Origin of the sequence: Variovorax beijingensis (assembly GCF_003951285.1) — a bacterium.
Lineage (GTDB): Bacteria > Pseudomonadota > Gammaproteobacteria > Burkholderiales > Burkholderiaceae_C > Variovorax > Variovorax beijingensis.
This window is the reverse complement of sequence record NZ_RXFQ01000007.1, coordinates 322,400-340,769: the sequence shown is the minus strand read 5'-3', so window position 1 is coordinate 340,769 and position 18,370 is coordinate 322,400. Positions and strand designations below refer to the sequence as shown.

The 18,370-nt window shown below is 70.2% G+C and carries 13 protein-coding genes; all 13 read right to left on the bottom strand.

Annotation, left to right across the window (positions count from 1 at the left end):
- Positions 1-2: 2 nt before the first annotated feature.
- Complete coding sequence (gene tssE, locus EJO66_RS14915) at positions 3-518, bottom strand: type VI secretion system baseplate subunit TssE (protein ID WP_124958597.1); 516 nt, start codon at positions 516-518, stop codon at positions 3-5.
- A gap of 2 nt (positions 519-520) precedes the next feature.
- Positions 521-1,357, bottom strand: a complete 837-nt coding sequence (locus tag EJO66_RS14910; RefSeq protein WP_125965514.1) for a type VI secretion system accessory protein TagJ — start codon at positions 1,355-1,357, stop codon at positions 521-523.
- Between the two features lies 1 nt (position 1,358).
- A complete protein-coding gene (locus EJO66_RS14905; protein WP_124958595.1) occupies positions 1,359-1,916 on the bottom strand; it encodes a type VI secretion system tube protein Hcp in 558 nt (185 codons plus the stop codon).
- A 34-nt stretch (positions 1,917-1,950) separates the two neighbouring features.
- Positions 1,951-3,912, bottom strand: a complete 1,962-nt coding sequence (locus EJO66_RS14900) for a caspase family protein (protein WP_223262252.1) — start codon at positions 3,910-3,912, stop codon at positions 1,951-1,953.
- 104 nt (positions 3,913-4,016) lie between these two features.
- Positions 4,017-5,189 (bottom strand): hypothetical protein, encoded by a 1,173-nt coding sequence (locus EJO66_RS14895; RefSeq protein WP_124958594.1) that lies wholly within the window; start codon positions 5,187-5,189, stop codon positions 4,017-4,019.
- Between the two features lie 28 nt (positions 5,190-5,217).
- Positions 5,218-5,967: a hypothetical protein gene (locus EJO66_RS14890; protein ID WP_124958593.1), complete on the bottom strand. Its 750-nt coding sequence runs from the start codon at positions 5,965-5,967 to the stop codon at positions 5,218-5,220.
- A 105-nt stretch (positions 5,968-6,072) separates the two neighbouring features.
- On the bottom strand, positions 6,073-7,698 hold the full coding sequence (mltA, locus tag EJO66_RS14885; RefSeq protein WP_125965513.1) for a murein transglycosylase A: 1,626 nt from the start codon (positions 7,696-7,698) through the stop codon (positions 6,073-6,075).
- Between the two features lie 54 nt (positions 7,699-7,752).
- Positions 7,753-9,654 (bottom strand): serine/threonine protein kinase, encoded by a 1,902-nt coding sequence (locus EJO66_RS14880; RefSeq protein ID WP_125965512.1) that lies wholly within the window; start codon positions 9,652-9,654, stop codon positions 7,753-7,755.
- A gap of 637 nt (positions 9,655-10,291) precedes the next feature.
- Entirely contained in the window at positions 10,292-10,906 is a 615-nt protein-coding gene (gene tagF, locus EJO66_RS14870) for a type VI secretion system-associated protein TagF (protein ID WP_125965510.1), read from the bottom strand.
- Entirely contained in the window at positions 10,903-14,502 is a 3,600-nt protein-coding gene (gene tssM / locus EJO66_RS14865) for a type VI secretion system membrane subunit TssM (protein ID WP_124958589.1), read from the bottom strand. Before tssM ends, tagF begins: the two co-directional genes overlap by 4 nt.
- Positions 14,499-15,827, bottom strand: coding sequence for a DotU family type VI secretion system protein (locus EJO66_RS14860; protein WP_124958588.1), 1,329 nt, complete (start codon positions 15,825-15,827; stop codon positions 14,499-14,501). The genes tssM and EJO66_RS14860 overlap by 4 nt, the downstream gene beginning before the upstream one ends.
- A gap of 32 nt (positions 15,828-15,859) precedes the next feature.
- Positions 15,860-17,191 (bottom strand): type VI secretion system baseplate subunit TssK, encoded by a 1,332-nt coding sequence (tssK, locus tag EJO66_RS14855; RefSeq protein WP_124958587.1) that lies wholly within the window; start codon positions 17,189-17,191, stop codon positions 15,860-15,862.
- A gap of 144 nt (positions 17,192-17,335) precedes the next feature.
- Positions 17,336-18,370: a phosphate/phosphite/phosphonate ABC transporter substrate-binding protein gene (locus tag EJO66_RS14850; protein ID WP_124958586.1), complete on the bottom strand. Its 1,035-nt coding sequence runs from the start codon at positions 18,368-18,370 to the stop codon at positions 17,336-17,338.

Sequence of the window (18,370 nt, the reverse complement as noted above, 5' to 3'; positions counted from 1 at the left end):
ACTCACCTTGGGTTTTGCGCCATGTCCACGATCTCGATGCGTCCTTCTTCCAGGTCTACACGGCTTCGCATCAGGAACTCGAGCGGCACGGGCTGCGCCCACAGCATGCCGCGGATCTGCAGGCCGATGCTGTTGTGCGAGTCGAGTGCCGAGCCTTCCATGACGAGTTCAACTTCGAGAGTGCGGGACAAAATGCGCGGCTCGAACTGCAGGATTGCGTTCTTCAAAGCCTGTTCCATGCTGACACGCTGCACCGACGAGGTGAACTGGCCAGACAGCATAGGCAATCCGTAGTTGATGACCGAGCGTGCGGCGTTCGGGTATTGCTTGTCGTCCATGGCAAGCCCGAAGCCGGTGGCGTTGAAGAGCCAGCTCAGGTCGCGCAGCACGGCCGAGCGCAGCGCCTGCCTGGTGAGCGTGCGCTTCTCATCGCTCTCGCGCTTTTCGGTGGGCGCGTCGTCGACCAGGCGGTCGAGCAGCGAGGGCTGCAGGCGCTCCTGGGCGGTGAGTTCGGCCACGTTCAGCCGCCTGCGTCGCCGGGGCTGCCCTGCGCTGCGGCAGAGGCGGCCGGCGTGAAGAGGATCTCGCGCACATCCATGAGCGCGTACTCGCCGGCGTCGCTGCCGAGCACGCGCTGGCCGCGGCCGGCCCAGACCTCGGGGCGCAGTTCGCGCCACTCGGTCTTGCGCGCGAGAAGCAGCTCGCCGTCCTCGCTCTGCTCGGTGCCTTCGTAGCGGGTGGGAATGAGCGCCAGTGTCTCGCCGCCGTTCTCGAACTGCAGGTGCGCGGGCATCCAGACGCAGTCGCGCAGGTCCTCGGGCGGCTCGATCTTGATGTGCGCAAGCCGGGCGTAGGGAATCCAGTAGTACTTGCCGTTGACGAAGGCTTCGAGCACGGGGCCCAGGCGCATGTCGGCATCGGCCAGCCATTCGAAGGGCACGCCGTCGATGGTGCCGGCGATGGCGGGCGCGCCGTCGAAGGCGCGCTGGCGAAGGTCCTCGGCCAGCTCGCTCTCGCCGCGGCCCTGGCGCAACAGCGATTCGATCAGCAGCGCCAGCCATTCGTCGGGCTGGCCGAAGATCATCGGCGTGCGCGTGCCGGCAAACACCTCGGCGCGCAGGCCTTCGCAGCGCACGGCGTCGCCATACACCTGCTTCATGGGAACGGCGAGCGCATCGAGCTCGGCCGCGACGGTGAGCTGGTTGAGCGCGCGTTCCCACTGGCCCAGCACGCACAGCAGCTGCGCCATGAAGACGCGGTGCCTGCTGTCGGCGGGCTTGGCGCGGACCTCGTCGCTCAGGGCCTTGAGCGCGGCGACGGGATCGGCGGACTTGAGGAGTTCGGCGGAGGTGGCCATGTCAGTTCCCCGCGAAGGTGCAGGTGCGAACTGCCCCCCGCGCGCCCGTCTGCTGCTGCGGCGCCGAACGGATCTCCAGCTTCGTGTAGTCGAAGAAGATCAGGTCGCAGGGCCGCTTGGGCGTGCCGCCGGTGACGATGGCGTGGCAGTTCACGCGCGCGCCTTCGAGCACGAATTCGAGGTGCGACTGCTGGTCCTTGGAGCTGTCGCCACCGGCCTTGAAGACCGAGATGGTCACCTTCAGGTCGCTGTCCTGGCTCTTCAGCAGGCTGGCGATGGAGGCCGTGGCCGCATCGCAGTCGCGGATCACGATGAAGGCGTGGTTGCGCAGCTTGCCCTTGCTGGAGCCGGGCGGAACGACCACGTCCGACTTGTACGAGTAGCCGCCGATGTCCATGCGCTGCTTGCCGTCTTCGTACGTGCGCTTGGACTCCCCTTCGATCGGCGAGCCCTTGCTCTCGATCATCATCGCGAAGTCGTTGCCCGATTCGCCCGACAGGTAGTCGAGCAGGCGCAGGGCCTCGTCGGGGTCCAGTTTTCCATCGTAGGTCCAGCTCATGTCGATCTCCTGAAAAAAATCCGGTCGTCTGTCGTTACCTGGCGGACAAGGCTTCGCCCGCCCAATGCACCATCGCGGCAAAGCTCTGCCGCTCGCTGTCCGGCTGCAGGGCGCCGCGCACCCGCACCTGGGCCACCCCATCGGCCGTGCCGGCGCCGAACAGGCGCGGCGCGCTGTAGGGCGTTGCCGGCGCGGCCAGCACCAGCAGCCGGCCGCCTTCGGCGTTGAACCAGGGCAGTTCGAAGCGCTTGACGGCGGGCGCGTCGCGCGTGCCGCGCTTGAAGCGGTTGGTCTCGCCCGGGTCCCCGGGGTAGACCTGGCGCGCGCCGCCCTGCGGGTCGATGCCGACGACGACAAGGTCCACCGAGCGTCCGGTGGCGTTGCGCACATGGAGCACGGCGCGCTCGCCGCCGCGCAGCGGCAGCAGCCCGGCGCCGGCTTGGCGGGCCGGACCGCTGCGCACCAGGCGATCGCCGTTCCACACTTCGAACACCGCGTCGAAGCCATCGAACTGGGCATCCCTGGCAATGGTGTAGAGCTGGTTGAGCCACTTGAGCCGGGCCAGCATTTCGAGATGCCGGCGGGCCGCTGCGGAATCGGCCGGCAAAGGCCTTGCGCCCGCGCCGAGCGTGGGCGAGAGCACGTCGAGCCGGGTGGCGCTCCAGTGCACGTCGGCGCCGTCCGCCTCGGCCACGGCGACGACCGAGGCGGGGTAGTCGAGACTCAGCCCGGGCGGCAGGCCCTGCTCCGCGCGCACGCGCAGCGCAACCGAAGCCGGTTCGCCGAGCGGCGTGATGTTCCAGAGCGCGGCGCCGGGCAGCTCGCGCAGCGCGGGCGGCACGGCCATGCGCGCCTTGTCGGTGTAGGCCTGCAACAGCAGGCCCTCGGCGCTGCGCACCGTGCCGTCTTCCATCGTGGCCAGCACGCGCAGCGGCTGCTGCGCCACCAGGCCGTCGAGCTGGCCGGCCTGCAGGACCAGCGCGTCGCCGGAGCGCTGCGCGCGCCAGACCGGCCGCGTCGAAACCGGCTGCGCACGGTTGGCGAAGATCGGCGCATCGAGATTGCCCTCGGCCACCGGCGATGGCAGTTCGCGCGTGGGAAAGCGCTGCGCGAGTTCGTCGATCACCGGCGGATAGGTCGCGAGCACGCCGTCGAACAGGTCGCGCCAGGTGGCGGGCCTGCGCGAGAGCGCCTCCACCACGGCCCAGGTCAGGAGGCCCTGCGGGCGCGCATTGCGGCTCTTGCGCGGCAGGCGCAGCTCGGGCGTGATCTGGTGGCTCTCGGAGGCGAAGAGCGCGACATAGCGCGCACGCGGCACCGGCTCGGCCGCGGCAGGCCGTGCCGTGGCAGTGCGCGCCGCCGGACCAGGCGCGCCGAGCAGCTGGCCGATGCGCAGGCCACGCCAGCGCACCTCGTCGTCGGCCGGCCCTTCGGCGATGAGCGGGCTCTCGGCCGTGCTGCTGCGGGTCATCGAGTTTGCCGAGCAGGTGTCGAAGACGGAGGCGACGAACACGTTGCGCGCCAGGAAGGCCTGGATCCAGGCATCGAAATCGGCATCGCGCAGGTCGCCCGTGAGTGCGCTGTCGCTGCCGAGCGTGCCGCGCACATCGCGTGCGAGAAAGTTTTCCGAAAGGCCGTCGGGCTCCTGGTAGCGCTTGCTGCTGTCGCGCAGGCGGGTGCCGTGGCCCGAGAAGTAGAGCAGCACGAAGTCGCCGCTTCTCGATTGCGCGAGCAGCCGGCCGAGCGCATCGTGGATGGCCTGCGATTCGGGCAGCACCGCGCCGCTCACGCCGTCGGCGAGCACGGTGATGTCGGACGCCGCAAAGCCCTGCTTCAGCAAGGCATCGCGCATCAGCATCACGTCGTTGCGCGGCGCCTGCAGCCAGAGCGATTGCGGCTGGTTGACGAGCTCGGAAACGCCGACGAGCAGGGCGCGCTGCGTCGCAAGGGCGAGATTGCCGGAGGCCAGCAGCGCCAGCGACAACAACAGCTGCAAGCCACGCGACCGGAGCCAGGCAGAGCGCCCGATGGATACGCCGCGTGCCCCCTCCCCTGCCCTCCCCCGGCGGGGGAGGGAACAAGACAGGCGCGCCGCGCACGTCATGGGCGCTCCGCGGCCGGTCCGGCCGACTCGACCAGGGGCGATGCCGCGAGCACCGCGAGGCCGCCGACCGGATCGGCTGCGCGCAGCCGCCAGACGCCGTTCGCGCCCGGCCCGCCCACCACCTCGGCCTGCACCGCCTGCAGGAGCCGGTCGGCCTCGTCGATACGCACGCCGTCCTTCCAGCGCACGACCAGGTTGGCCTGTGCTGCAGCGGGCGCGGCGGGCACGGCACGAAAGCGCACATCGTCCTGTTCCGCATCCCGGCTGCCGAGCAGGCCGGCGTTCTGCACCACCGCGAACAGCGCCAGCACCGCAAATGCGGGACGCAGCCATCCGCCGGAACCGAACCAGTGCCGGATGCTGCCCCACCAGCCGCCCTCGGGCCGCTCCTGCGGCCGGGCGCGCGGGGAAGCGGGTGCGGCGGCCGGCATCGTGCCGGGGGACTGCACCCGCGCCGGGCCCAGTTTCAGGCCGGCGGCGCGGTACAGCGCCTGGTAGTCGGCGCGCGGGTCCTGCGCACCGAGTGGCGTGCCGGACAGCACCGAGAACACGCCGCCCACGGTGCGCAGCGCGATGCGGCCGGGTTCGGGGGCGATGGACAGCGGCACCTGCGCGGCCCATTCGTCGTGCACTGCGCGGATCGCGGCGAGCCGGGTGGCCGAGACTTCGCCGAGCACGCGCGCGCACAGCTGCGGGCTGGGTTCGAGCGTGAGCATGTTCCAGGCCTGCACCAGGCCGAATGCCGGCTCGAAGGGCTCGTCGTCGGGCTCGAGCAGCACGTCGAAAGGCCCGGCCCAATCGGCCTCGCCCGCAGCCATCCAGCCCTGCCACAGGTTGCCGTGGATGCAGCGGTCGAGCAGCACGCCGAGCAGCCGCCCTTCGTGCACCACGCTCACGAGGCGGCCCGGCGCCCAGCGCGCACTGAAGGCGCGCTGGGCGACAGCCTCGCGGCGCCGGGCCAATTCGGTGAGCGGAAGCACGAGATCGAGCACCGCGCGCGGCGGCGCGGCCGCGGTGCCCTGGTGCGCGCCATGGGATGCGGCACCGGGCATCGCGACGGCCGCCACGGCGGCTTCCTGGCCGGGTGCGCCTGGCCTCGCAGGCGCGGCGCCCGCGGCCTGGAACGCGCTTCGGATCACGCTGAGCGGGGGCCAGAGTTCGGTGTTCATGGCGGTCTGTTCCTGAATGGCTATGTCTTCAGGCATAAGACGCTTCAGCACCGAGGATTTTGAAAACCTGCAGGATCGCCGCCATGTTTTCGGGCTCGATGGCGATGCCCAGGGTCTGCTGGATCCAGCCACCCAGGCGGGTCCTGGCGTAGTCGGCGGTGAGGCCCTCGCGCTTGTGCACCAGGCCCAGCCGTCCTGCGCGGTAGTGGTAGGAGGCGATGGCGTGGCGCGAGGCAATGCCCGAGAGGCCGCCCTCGGCCTCCTTGCCGAAACCCTCGCACAGCAGGATGCGCTCGGGCTCGGGCAGTTCGGCGATGAAGGCGCGCGCGGCCAGCTGCACCGCGCCGGCGCTCAGGCCGTGCTCCGCGAGGCAGCCCTCGAGGTCTTCGCCGGCGCCCAGCGCATCTTCGAGCTGCGCTTCGCTGACCTGCTCGCCGATCGAGAGCTTGCGCCGGAACGCGCTCGCGCGCGTGCAGTCGATCAGGTAGCGGCGGAAGTACGCGCACAGCGCAAAGGCGCTGGAGGGTGCGCTGTGGCCCGCGCGCTCGTCGGCCTCGTCGGGATCGGCGTCGAGCCGCAGCACCTTCACGTAGATGAACTGCGCCACCAGCTCCTGCCGGCCTTCGCCCAGCACCTGGAGCTCGGGCGGATTGCAGGCCACGAGCGCGTCGCCCACGATGCGGTACATGGTGCCCATGTCACCGGGGGACAGCGTCTGCCGGCGCCGCCAGAGGCGCACGAGCTCGGTGCTTTCCGCGGACGAAAGGGTTTCTTGCATGGGTCAGCGGCCGCCGCCGGGCCGCCCCAAGGCGGGCCGCGCCTCCCCCTCGGGGGGTGGAGTTACAGGAGCGCAGCGAGTGAAAAGCCGGGGGGCAGACATGACTTAGTCGTCCACGCACACGCCTTCGGTCGGCACCAGGCACTGCGGCAGGCCGGCGCCCACCGGGCCGCCGCGCGTGCGGATGGCCGAGGACACCGCCGCCGTGGCCACGGCCAGGCCGCGCGGCAGCAATATCCAGAGCTGGCCGCGCTCCTTCATGCGGCGCGCGTTGTTCGCGGCCTGCTGGCCGTTGCCGAAGAAATAGTCGGCCCGCACCGCGCCGCGGATCGCGCCGCCGGTGTCCTGCGCAATGGTCAGCCGCTGCATCGGCGCACCGGTGCCGGGCGCACGGGTCGACACGAACACCGGGTAGCCAAGCGGCGTGCTGCGCGGGTCCACCGCGATCGAGCGGCCCGCCGACAGCGGCACGCCGAACGCGCCCACCGGCCCGCCCGAAGGCGACGGCGACTCCTTGAAGAACACGTAGCTCGGGTCCTTGATGCCCGAGCCGATCACCGGTCCGGCGGTGCGCCGCCCCGGCACCAGTACCGCGCCGCTGGCCGTGGGCCGCGCGAGCGTGAAGCCGCGCGTGCGGATGGTGCCCGTCGCGGTGCCGCCGGCGTCGTCGTCTTCATCGTCGCCGTCGTCGAGTTCCAGTTCGATGGACGAGCCGCGCACCTTGACCGGACTGCGAGGCTTGCCGTTGGCCGCACGTGCCAGCGTGGGGCGGAAGGGCTGGCCGTTCTGCTCGGCATAGGCCACGCGGATGATGTCGCCGTTGGCCAGCTTGATGCGGCCCGAGCCTTGGATCTGCATTTCGTAGAGCGCGGTGGCGCTGCTCACGAAAGCCAGCACGCGGGCATTGGGCGCGCCCTTGGTTTCGATCTCTTCGCGGGTGTAGTACGGCAGCAGCTGCTTGCCTTCGATGCGCAGGCGGACCTTGCGGTCGAGCGTGTCGCGCGTGATGCCCGAGAGGTCGAGCGCATAGAGCCCCGGTGCGCCCATGTCGCGCGTGCTGAGGCCGGCCTGCACCACCACGTTGCGGCCTTCGACCCGCGCCGCCACCGTGCCGTTGCCGGCCGGCAGCTTGCGCGCATCGGCAAACAGCATGTCCTCGGGCTGGCCGTAGACCGGATAGATGAACGGCGCCGCGTACTGCCGGCTGCCCGGGATCTCGGGCTCGAAGTAGCCGGTGACCACGCCGTCGGGCTTGCGGTCGTCGTCGCGGATCTGGTAGGCCGAGAACTCCTGCTCGAAGAAGGCGCGGATCGCGGTGTTGTTCTTGCTGTCGACCCGGAGGGCGCGCGCGCACACGTCCTTCCACTCGGCGCCGCGGCCGGTGAGCACCTTGCAGCTGCCGAGGAAGGCCGGCCAGCTTTCGGAGAAGTCGTCGCGCGCCCATCCGGGCACGGCATCGAAGCTGACCGAGGTGTAGGTGGCCAGCTGGGTCGAGAAGGTGCGCGCCTGGCCGGCCGTGCTCGAGCCGGTGGCGGCCGGCCGCAGCGGTGGCGTGGTGGTTGTCGTTGCACCGGCCGCCGTGCCGGCAGCGGCGCTGCTGCCCGCGTCGGCGCCAGCGGTGGCGGTGGCGGCCGGCGGCGTGTTGACGCAACCCGCTGCAAGCACGGCGGCTGCCGTTGCGGCCACCCGGCGCAGGGCGGAAATGAAAATCGGCGACGGTGTTGTGTACATGAAAGCCTCCTTGTCCGGAAAGAACGGCCCATCGGGCCAACGCTCTGCAGACGATTACTTCTCGACGATTTTGAAATTCGCGACGCCGTAGACGTCGTTGCATGGGGTGTTGGGCGCGCAGACCGGCTTGCCCAACAAAGGCGACGGACCTGTGCCGCGGCTGGCTTCGAGCGCCGCCAGCACGGGCAGTGGAAATTGCGGAAACACACCGTCGTTCTGCATCCCCGAGTCGCCGAAGTCGCGCTCGTGCTCGCTCACGAGCACCGCGAACTGGTTGGTGCCGGCCGGGCCGCCCGCATCCATCGGCCAGGAGGCACGCGGCAGCGAGAGCGGGCTGCCGGCGGTGATCTTGTTGTACTTGTCGAGCAGGTTCGGGAACAGCAGGAACATCTCGCCGCCGCTGGACAGCAGGAACACGTAGACGAAACCTTCGCGCTTGCTGCGGACCTCGAAGGCGAGCCTGTCCTTGCCGATCGACACCTCGGCCTTCCTGGGCGCGGCCGTCACGTCGAAGCCCGGCGCCGCGCCCGCGGCCAGCGACTGCAGCGATTCGAGCGGCGTGCGGGGCGCCGGAGGAGGAGGAGGAGGCGGCGGCGGCGCCTGGACCACGCGCGGTTCGGGCGGCGGCGGTGCGACCACGGCGACCTGCTTGCTGCCGGTGTCCCCTTCCGCACCCGCGGTGGTGCGGCCCTGGTACCACCACCAGCCACCACCGGCGGCGACGGCCAGCACGGCCACCGAGGCGATCGCGGCCACGGCCCTGCCGCTGTTCTTTCCGCCGGCATCCGTGCCCGGAGCGGGTGCCGGTGCGGGTGATGCCTTGCCCCTGCCGATCGTCGTCGGCAAGTCGGCGTTGCTGGTGCCTCGCGCACCGGGGCCGCCGGGCGTGGTGCGCGGCGGCGGCGCGATGCTGTGGCCCACCTCCAGGTCGAGCGCGGCGCGGAACTCGGCCATCGACTGCGGCCGCGACTCCGGCCGCACGCCCAGGCCCGCGTCGATCGCCTGCAGCAGACGCAGGCTGTAGCGCTGGCGCAGGATGTCGTTGCCCGCGAGCGGCACGTAGCTGTCGGACAGGAGCCGCGCCACCGAGGGCGGCGGCGCGCGCCCGCAGACGGCCACGTGCATCACCGCCGCGAGCGCGTAGACGTCGGTCCACGCGCCCTGCGACATGTCGGGCATCTCGGCGTACTGCTCGATGGGCGCGTAGCCCGGCTTGAGGATGACGGTGATCGCCTGCGTCTTGTCGGTGATCACGCGGCGCGCGGCGCCGAAGTCGAGCACCACCGGCCGGCCGGAGCCTTCGAGCAGGATGATGTTGTCGGGCGCGATGTCGCGGTGGTAGCAGTTGGCGCCGTGCATCACCGCCAGCGCCTGCGTCACGCCGTCCATGATGCGGATCAGCCAGGCCTCGTCCACGCCCGCGGGAATGGAGACCAGCGCCTGTCGCAGCGTGTCGCCGCGGTAGAACGGCATCACCATGTAGGTGGTGCCGCGCTCCTGCCAGAAGCGGTAGACCTTCAGCAGCGAGGGATGGTCGAACTGCGCGAGCAGGCGGGCTTCGTTGATGAAGCTGCGCATGCCGAGATCGAAGGTTTCCCTGTGGCGCTCGGACAGCGGGACCACCGTGCCGTCCTGCTGCCTTGTCGACAGCGATGTGGGCAGGTATTCCTTGATCGCGACGACGCGTTCGAGCGTGTGGTCCCAGGCTTCGTAGACCACGCCGAAGCCGCCCTGGCCGACGACCCGCGTGATCTCGAATTCCGCGAGGCGGCTGCCTACGGGGAGGAGGCCGGCCTCGCTGGTTTCTGCAGCGGCGGCTGCAGGGGCGTTAGAGAGGCTTGTGGAGCCGGATGTGATGACGGTGGCCGAGGTGTCGTCGAGTTGCTGCGCGGGCCGAGACATGACGCGGGTGCGGTCGTCTTCTGGGGGCATGCTGGTGTTTGGAGCTTCGGTCATTGACTGGCTCCTTTTTTTGTTCTTGGGGTTGTTTGGGTTTCGGGGCCGGGATGTCCGCCCGGCGGCGGACTCACTTTCTTTTGCTTCGCCAAAAGAAAGTAAGCAAAGAAAAGGCGACCCCACTGTCTGCGACCCTTCGCTGCGCTACGGGCAACCTGCGGTGCTCGCGTTTCGCGGGGTCTCGCAGAACTCGCTTCGCTCAAACAGCTGCGAGCCCTGATCCGCGAAACGCTCCGCTCCTCGGCGCATACAGAGGGGCTTGGATACCGAACGGGCCTTTGCTTCGCTCGGCCACCAAGCCACCGCGGCGCTGCGCACCGCGGTGGTTGGCATTGGCTGTTGAGATTGGTATTGGGGCCGAGCGAAGCGAAGGCTGCCCGCTCCCACCCCTTCTGTATGCGCCGAGGAGCGCAGATGGAGGCGGGATCAGGGCCGCAGCTGTCTGAGCGCAACGCAGTGGAGCGAGTTCTGCGGCCCCCCGCCGGAGTCGAGCACCGCAGGTTGCCCGCAGCGAAGCGGAGGGACGCAGACAGTAGGGTCGCCTTTCTTTTGCCTACTTTTCTTTGGCGAAGCAAAGAAAAGTAGGTCGCCCGCCGGGGCGAGACCCGGCCTCCGACAACAAGAGGAAGCAGGAAATTCATTCCCCCTCCCCCAAAAACAAAGCTTCAAACTGCCCATCCAAGGGCAACCCGGCAACAAGCATCCGAGCCCCCTCCCCAGCGCCCGGATCGCCAAGCCACAGAGACTCCCCCACCCCCGGCAGGTCAAGCGACTCCACCGCCCCCTCGCGCACCTCGAAGTCACTGGTGGCAGCAAAGAGCCTCTGCAGCACCGCATCGAACCGCAGCGCATCCAGATCCCCCTCGAGCCCTTCGAGCGCAGCCCGCGTCCCCTGCGCCCACCACCGCAGCGCACCCTGCAGTGCATCGCCCTGCAGCGCCCCGCCCGCGGACCCATCGAGTTCCACCGCCAGCGTGAACGGAAAGTACCGCCCCACCCCATCGACCGACGGCATCAGCACGCCGATCCACGCGCCTTCCCCGGCCACCTGCGGCCCCAGCGCAAAGCACCACATCGGCGCTTCGAGGTAATGCGACGTCCAGTCCGCATGCCGATCGCGCAGCCGCGCCAGTCCGCGCTGCAGCCACGGGTCCCACACCGAGCGGAACGACTCGGGCAGACGCCGGTGCGCGAAGTCGCCCATGCCCGGCAGCTTGCCGAACCATCCGGGCAACGCAGCGGCTTCGCTCACAACCCCTCCGGACAGGAGAACTCGCGCAGCTCCTTCAAGCGGATCGGATGCTGCACGCTGTTCGTCGTCACCTCGAAGCGCGTCTTGCGCGCGCCGATCTGGAAGGTGATGAAGAACTTCTCGGGCGCATCGCCGGCTTCGAGCTGCCCGTCGTCGAGCGCACGGAACAGCGCCCACGGCCCATCGACCGCGGCGCCCGAACTGCCGGTGGCCGAAGGCGGACTCACCTGGATGCGCACCTGGTTGCTGCCCTTCGGCCCAGGCCACTGCACGGCCATGGGCACCACCGGGCCGTGCGCGTACTTCACGAGCTGGCCGTCGACGTCGAGGATGAATTGCGTGATGCCCGCATCCATCTCCACCGGCTTGAAGTCCAGCCGCATCGACGGGCCTCGGCCGCCTCCGCGGAAGAAGATGTCCTTGATGCGCGCGGCCCGCTCGAACTGCGCCAGTGCCTGCGTGGTGACGGCGCCGCGCTCGGCCACGGGCTTGTAACGCCAGGGCTTGGTGCTGGTGTCGACCAGCGCAGCCAGCCGCTTCTGGAAGAACTCATCCATCAGGCCGCCGGCGCCGAACATCTGGCCGAAGTCCTCGGGCAGCACGTCGCGCTTGCTGCTGCCCACGAAGGGATAGCGGCCCGCAATGGCGCGGTTGCAGAAGTCCGTCACGGGACGCAGGTCCTGGCTCAGGTTGCCGCGCTCGGCCACCTGGGCCTGCGCCGCGCCCGACTGGCTCAGGTTCTCGACCATCGTGCGCACCGGCTCGGGCAGGCGGCCCGCGTCGGACTTGAGCTTGCCGGCCACGTCGCCGGGCGGCGGCGAGGTGCGGCCCTTCACGGCCGTGTCGACGGCGTTGAGGTACACGTACACCTCGTTGAAGAGCTTGAGCGCATCGTCGATGGGCGCGGGCTGGTTCGGCCCGGCAGCGGTGACGAGGCGGCGCAGCGGCTCGAAGCGGTCGTCCACGATGCTCTCGATGCGCTTGCCGCTGGCCACGGGCTTGTTGGGGTCGCCGCCGAACAGGTCTTCCAGGCCCTTGCGGGTGCTGGCGACGGTGGCGGTGGCCTTGCTCACCACGTCCTTGGGCTGGTCGGCGGGAATGAGCGTGGTTTCCTTCACCACCGCGCGCAGGAAATTCGCAAGCGGCGAGCCCACGCCCGAGAGAATGCGCGCGGCCTCGATGTTCTTCTCGAGCCCGCTGGCGCGGATCAGCCGCACGTCGGCCAGCAGGGCCTCCCAGACCTTGACGTACTCCGCGAGGTAGAGCCGGCGCACGCGGTCGGTCAGCGCGCCGAGCGCCGCCACGTCGCGCATGCGGTCGGTGGCGCTGCGGTCCTGCCCGAGCACCCACGGATCTTCCTGCGCGAGCAGGCCGGTGAGCACCGTGACCTCGTTCTGGAAGCGCTTGTGGTAGCCGTCGTAGGTGAACATGCCCGGCACGCCTTCGGTCAGCGGCTTGCCGCTGATGCGCTCGAACACCAGCGGCGCCGAGGGGCCCGCGGCCGTGGCGATGCTGAAGCCCGGGATGTCCTTGGTGGCGCGCTGGCGCTTCAGGCGGCTGAACACGCGCTGCTCCAGCGGATAGCTCGCGAGCACGGCGCGCACGCTGCGCACCAGGTTCTCGTCCATCTTCAGCGGCGAACGCGGCGGGCCCTGCGCAATGAGCACGTCGAGCTGGTCCTCGAGTGCCTGGCGCTGGTCTTCCGGAATGCCGCGGTCCAGGCTGCGCGCCCAGTCGAGCGTGATCCAGGCCTTGAGCGCCTCGGCATCGAAATGCTCGGGCTGGTAGAGCATGAGGTAGCTCTTGAGCGCCTCGTAGGTGTATTCGAGGTTGTCCTTCTGCGCGGTGCGCAGCTGGTCCTCGATGCGCTTGGCGATCTGCGGCAGGAAGGCGTCGTTGAGCGCGCGCTGGTGCGTGAGCATGGCGGCGGCGTCGAGCTTGTCGCCCTGGTAGAGGCCGAGCGTCATCGACAGCGGCTCGTCGCCCTGGCGGTTGTCGGGCGTCTTCCAGATGTCGCGCAGGCCCTGCAGCACGGGCGCCACCTCCACCAGGTTCTGCACCCGCGAAGGCAGGGCCGCGAGCGTCTGGCGCGCGGGGTCGACGCGCGCCTCGACCGACTTCAGGTAGTTGACGTTCTGCAGCGTGCTGTAGCCCCAGCCCGCGAGCAGCGCGAGCGTGACCAGCGTCATGGCCGCCACGCCCGCCACGCGCAGCGCATGGCGCCGCCGTTCGAGCTTCACGTTGGCGCCGGCCAGGCGCTGCTCGGGGAACACCACCTCGCGCAGCAGCGCGGTGAGAAAGTAGCTGCGGCCGCTCGACTTCTGCGGCGCGAGCATCGCGCGCTCGATGCCGAAGCTGCGCGAAAGGCTGCCCATCACGCGGTCGATCGGGCTGCCTTCCTGCGTGCCGCTGGTGAAGTACACGCCGCGCACCCATGGCGGCTGTGCGAAGCGCGAGCCGGTGAAGACCTGGTCGAGCAGGTCCGACAGCATCGAGCCGATGGAGCCGAACTGCGCCGGAAAACCGAAGATCGCCGCGCGCCGCGTGCCGTCGGTCTCGCGCTGCATGCGTGCGATGAGCCCGTCGTTGACGCGGTTGTGCAGCAGCGCGAACTCGCGGTGGAAGGCGGTGGACAGCCCCTTCTCGTCGGCCTGCACGTTCTCGTCGGCCGGCAGCGTGAAGCCGAAGACCTGTGCGCGCTGTTCCTTGCCGAGGTCGTCGAAGTAGTCGGTGAAGCCATAGAGCAGGTCGCTCTTGGTGACGAGCACGTACACCGGCAGCCGCGTGGTGAGCTTCGCATCGAGCTCGAGCAGCCGCGCGCGAATGGAGGCGGCCAGCTGCGTGCGCTGCTCGGGGCCCTGGCTCAGCAGGTCGGCCACGCTCACCGTGAGGAACACGCCGTTGAGCGGCCGGCGCGGGCGCGCCTTCTTGAGCAGGCCGAGAAAGCCCTCCCATGCGCTCTTGTCTTCCGACTGGTGGCTGTCCTGCGTGGTGTAGCGCCCGGCGGTGTCGATGAGCACGGCCTCGTCGGTGAACCACCAGTCGCAGTTGCGCGTGCCGCCCACGCCGCGGATGGCGCCGGGGCCGAACTTCTCGGCCAGCGGGAACGAGAGGCCCGAGTTGACCAGCGCCGTGGTCTTGCCCGCGCCCGGCGCGCCGATGAACACATACCAAGGCAGGTCGTACAGGTAGCTGCCGCCGGAAATGGAAAGCCAGTCGCGCCACCCGGGCTTCTTGCCCGCGGCATGCAGGCGCATCTGCTTGAGCGTGGCCACGGCTTCGCTGAAGCGCGTGTCGAGGATCTTCTGCTCGCCGTTGACCGGGGCGTCGGTCTTGACGGTGGGCGCCTTCATGAGGCCGTCGGTCAGGTGCTGGCTCGCACGGCGCGCGCGCCACCGGCGGTAGATCGCGCGCAGCACCACGACGAGCACGATGGCGCCGATCAGCAGCGCGCGTGCGAGCTCGCTTTCGAGCGGCGCCCACGCGCCGATCTTCACCAGCGGGCCGATCCACCAGATCAGCAGCGCGACGATGACCAGCGCCAGCAGGGTCAGCAGCAGCGGGCTGAACAGGAAGCCGAAGAGTTTCTTGATCATTTCGTCACTCCCGCCGCGGCAGCCGCGCGGTCCGGCTCGGACAGCAGCACGATGTCGACGCGCCGGTTGCGCGCGCGGTTGGCCGGCGTGTCGTTGGCGGCCACGGGCTCGGCGTCGGCCTTGCCGTCGGCGCGCATGCGCGCCGGCTCGACCAGCGTGCTGAGCGCGCCCTTCACCGCATCGGCGCGCGCGGCCGACAGGTGCCAGTTGGAGGGATAGCGCAGCGAGCGGATCGGCTGGTTGTCGGAGTGGCCGGTGATCAGCACCTCGCCCCTCACCTCGGCCAGCGCCTGGCCGATGCGGCGCAGCACCGGCAGCGAGGCGGCCATCGGCTCGGCGCTGCCGGAGCCGAAGAAGGAATCGCCGCGCAGCCGCACCACGCTGCGGTCGGCCTCGTCGGTCACGGTGACCAGGCCCTGCTTGATCTCGGGCTCGAGAAAGCGCGCGAGCCGCGGCGACTTGGCCGGCGCGGCGGGCGGCGCGATCTGGATGTTGGGCACGCGCAGGCTCGACACCGCGGCATAGGTGGTGTCGGATCGGTAGTTGAGCGTGAGCCGCAGGCCGAACCAGGCCAGCGCCAGCAGCAAAGCGAAGCCGGCCGCGAACACCCACAGCGGCAGCGATTCGCGCAGCCGCACCGTGCCTGCGCCCTGCCCGCGCCAGTGCGGCGAAAGCTCGGCTTCGAGCGGCGGACGGTCCTTGGCGATCAGGTCGGCCAGGCGCTGGCGCACCGAGTCGAGCTGCGCGCGGCCGTTGTCGACCACGCGGTAGCGGCCTTCGAAGCCGAGCGCGAGCACGCTGTAGATCAGCTCCAGCAGCTGGCGGTGCGTGGGCACGTCCTGCGCGAGCTTGGCGAGCAGCTGGAACACCTTCTCGCCGCCCCAGGTCTCGTTGTGGAACTGCACCAGCAGGCTCTGCTTGTTCCAGCCGGCCTGCACGCCCCAGGGCGTGTTGGCCACGGCCTCGTCGAGCGCGGTGCACAGCACGTAGCGCGCGGCCAGCACCGATTCGTTGCTGGCGCCGGCGCGACGCGCGGCGGCGTCGAACTGGTTCACCGCGTCGGCAGTGGAGGCGCGCAGGGCCGGCACGTTGGGCGGCTGCACCAGGTTGCGCAGCTTTCCGATCAGCACCAGCAGCTTGCCCGCGGCCGACACCAGTGGATTGAGCAGCCCGATCTCGCCGACCTCGGCGGCCGGCGTCGGATCCGCCCCGCCGAAGAAGGGCGCGGGAGCCGGCGCGGGCGGCGTGCCGGCCGGCGTGCGCGGCTTGGGCTTGATGACCGTGCGCTCCGACTCGAAGGCGGCGAAGGGATCGGGTGTTGTCATGATGGTGTTCCGTTTCCGTCAGCCCGATGCGGCTAGGAACGAATGGCCCAGAACGCGAGGTCGAGGCCGGGGAAGTCGCCCGCGATGTGCATCGCGATGCCGCCAGATTGCTCCAGCTGGCGCCACAGGTCGCTGTTGCGCGTTTCGAGTTCGAAATAGTTGGCGCCGGTGTGGAAGGGAATCTGCCTTGGCGCCACCGGCATCGGCGTGAGCGTGACGCCCGGCAGCGCCAGGTTCACGAGGTCGCGGATGCGCTCGACCGGGCCGATCTTGACCTGCGTGGGGAAGCGCGCGCGCAGCGCCTCGCTCGGCATGTTGGCATTCACCGCGAGCACGAAGGTCGCCTTGCGCTGCAGCTCCACGTCGGTCACCACTGCCACGCGCACGCCGTGCTTGCGGTCGTGCAGGTCGATGCGGATGGCCGACTGCTCCAGCACCATCGAGAGGCTGCGCCGCAGGTCGTCCATCAGTGGGCGGAAGCTCAGCGCCAGGTCGTCATGGATGTAGGGGCCGAAGCGCGTGACGCGGCGCGAATCGCGAAAGCTCGCCAGGTCGCCGGCCAGCCCGAGCGCATGCTCGAAGAAATGCTGCGGGTGCAGCATGGCGCTCTTGGCCAGATGCGCGAAGACCGCCTCGTTGCGGTTGACGGTCTGCAGCAGCATGAAGTCGGCGATCTCGGCCACGCCGCCGGTGCCGCCCTGCGTCATGCGGCCGGCCAGCGCCTCGCCGCGCTGGCGCAGGAGGCCCAGCAGCTCGTCGAGCCAGGAACGGATCACCGCATGGCCTGCCACGTCCAGCAGCGGCGGCAGCATGGCGCGGTCGAGCTGCACCTGGTTGTCGACGCGGCGCTCCAGCACGCGCGCCACGCCCAGCGTGGTCCAGGCGTCGGTGGCTTCGCTGGCGCGCATCAGGCGCGTGTGGAGCTGGCCCAGCTGCAGCACGGCGGTGCGCTCGCCCGCGGTGTTGGAGTCGGGCACCTCGGACTCGAGCACGCGGTGGCGCACCAGCTCTTCATAGTCTTCGGCGTCGGCCTCGCGGGCGCCGGCGCGTCGCAGCGGCAGCGCCAGCACCACGGCCTCGTCGCGCATGGCGGGCGGAATGTCGATGGGCTCGGGCAGCGGATCGACCGCCGGCATGTCGAACACCGTGCCGTCGCCGAAGATGCCCACCGCGCGCACCAGCGCGAGCTTGCCCAGCGTGAGCGCGGCCTGATCGATCTCGATCTCCGCGAACCCCCAGGCATAGGGCGTGGTGGAACGCAGCAGCACATGCCTCGCATGGTCGGCATGACGCTCGCTTTGCTGCAGGTGCTGGGGCTGCAGCAGCATCCCCTCGCTCCAGACCACTTTTGTTCGCCAACTCATCCGCACTCCGTCAACGGCAAGGGCTGCCTGAAAGAAACACGAAGTTTCCGGCGCGCGCCGCGGCGGGCAAATCCGCCTAACGGCCTAGATGCGGGGTTTTGGAGCTACGGCGAAGGGAGTAGATGCGCCTTGCGGGGCGTCGGCTCAGCGCGCGGCCGCGCGCAAGGCCTCGACCTGTTCCCGGTAGTTCTTCTCGATGCGCTGCAGGCGCTTCTCGCGCGCGGCGTCGTTGACCCAGGCGGCGGCCATGGCGTTCTGCTTGCCGAGCTGGTATTCGAGCATGGCCTCGGGCAGCAGCGCGCTGTCGTCGGCGGCGGCATAGCCATGGGCCGCGCGCAGGGTCTTCAGCACCTCGCGCTCGGCATCGGCGCCGGGGCCCTTGCCCTGGCCGTAGCCCACCAGGAAGGCCTGCAGCCGGGCCTGGAACTCGGGCGGATAGCTGCGCCGCACCACCATCTGCGCGCCGGGCGGCGGCTCGGACTCCCACACGATGTGCAGCCGCGCGGCCTCCACCGGGAACTGCTCCCTGAAGCGCTCGAAGTCGGTGGTGTTGTTGGTGGCCACGTCGGCATCGCCGTTGGCCACGGCGAGCGCGGTGGCCTGGTGGGTGCCGACGATCTCGCCGCGAAAGCGCGTTTCCATCGCAATCTTGCGCGGCAGGAAAAGCTGGCTCTGCGGAATGAGGAAGCCGGTCACCGAGCGGCTGTCGCCGCGCGCCAGCCGCCAGCGCTCGGGCTCGGCGAGCACGGCCTCCAGCGTGCTGGGCATGCCGGCCTTGCGCGTCAGCAGCACGGCGCGGTGCGTCGGCATGCCGGGCCGGCGCGCGATCTGCGCCACCACCTTCATGCGCCGCTGCATCACGGCATCGAGCGCCATCTTGGCCGAGAGAAAGGCCATGTCGATCTCGTCGCGCTTGATGGCGCGGTCGAGTTCCTCGTACGACGCCACCGAGTAGGCGCTCACGGGCACGCCCATGGCCCGGCTCAGGTCGGCCAGAAGCGGCGTCCACAGGGCGCGCGATTCGACCGCGCCGCCCAGCGGCAGCACACCGAAGCGGATCGACTTGACCGGCGGCGACCCTGCCTTGTCCGCCGTGCCGGCACTGCCCTGCGCCAGGCAGGCGGCGGCAACGGCCAGCAGCGCGAGCGCCGCGGCAACCGAACGCAGGAGACGCAGCAT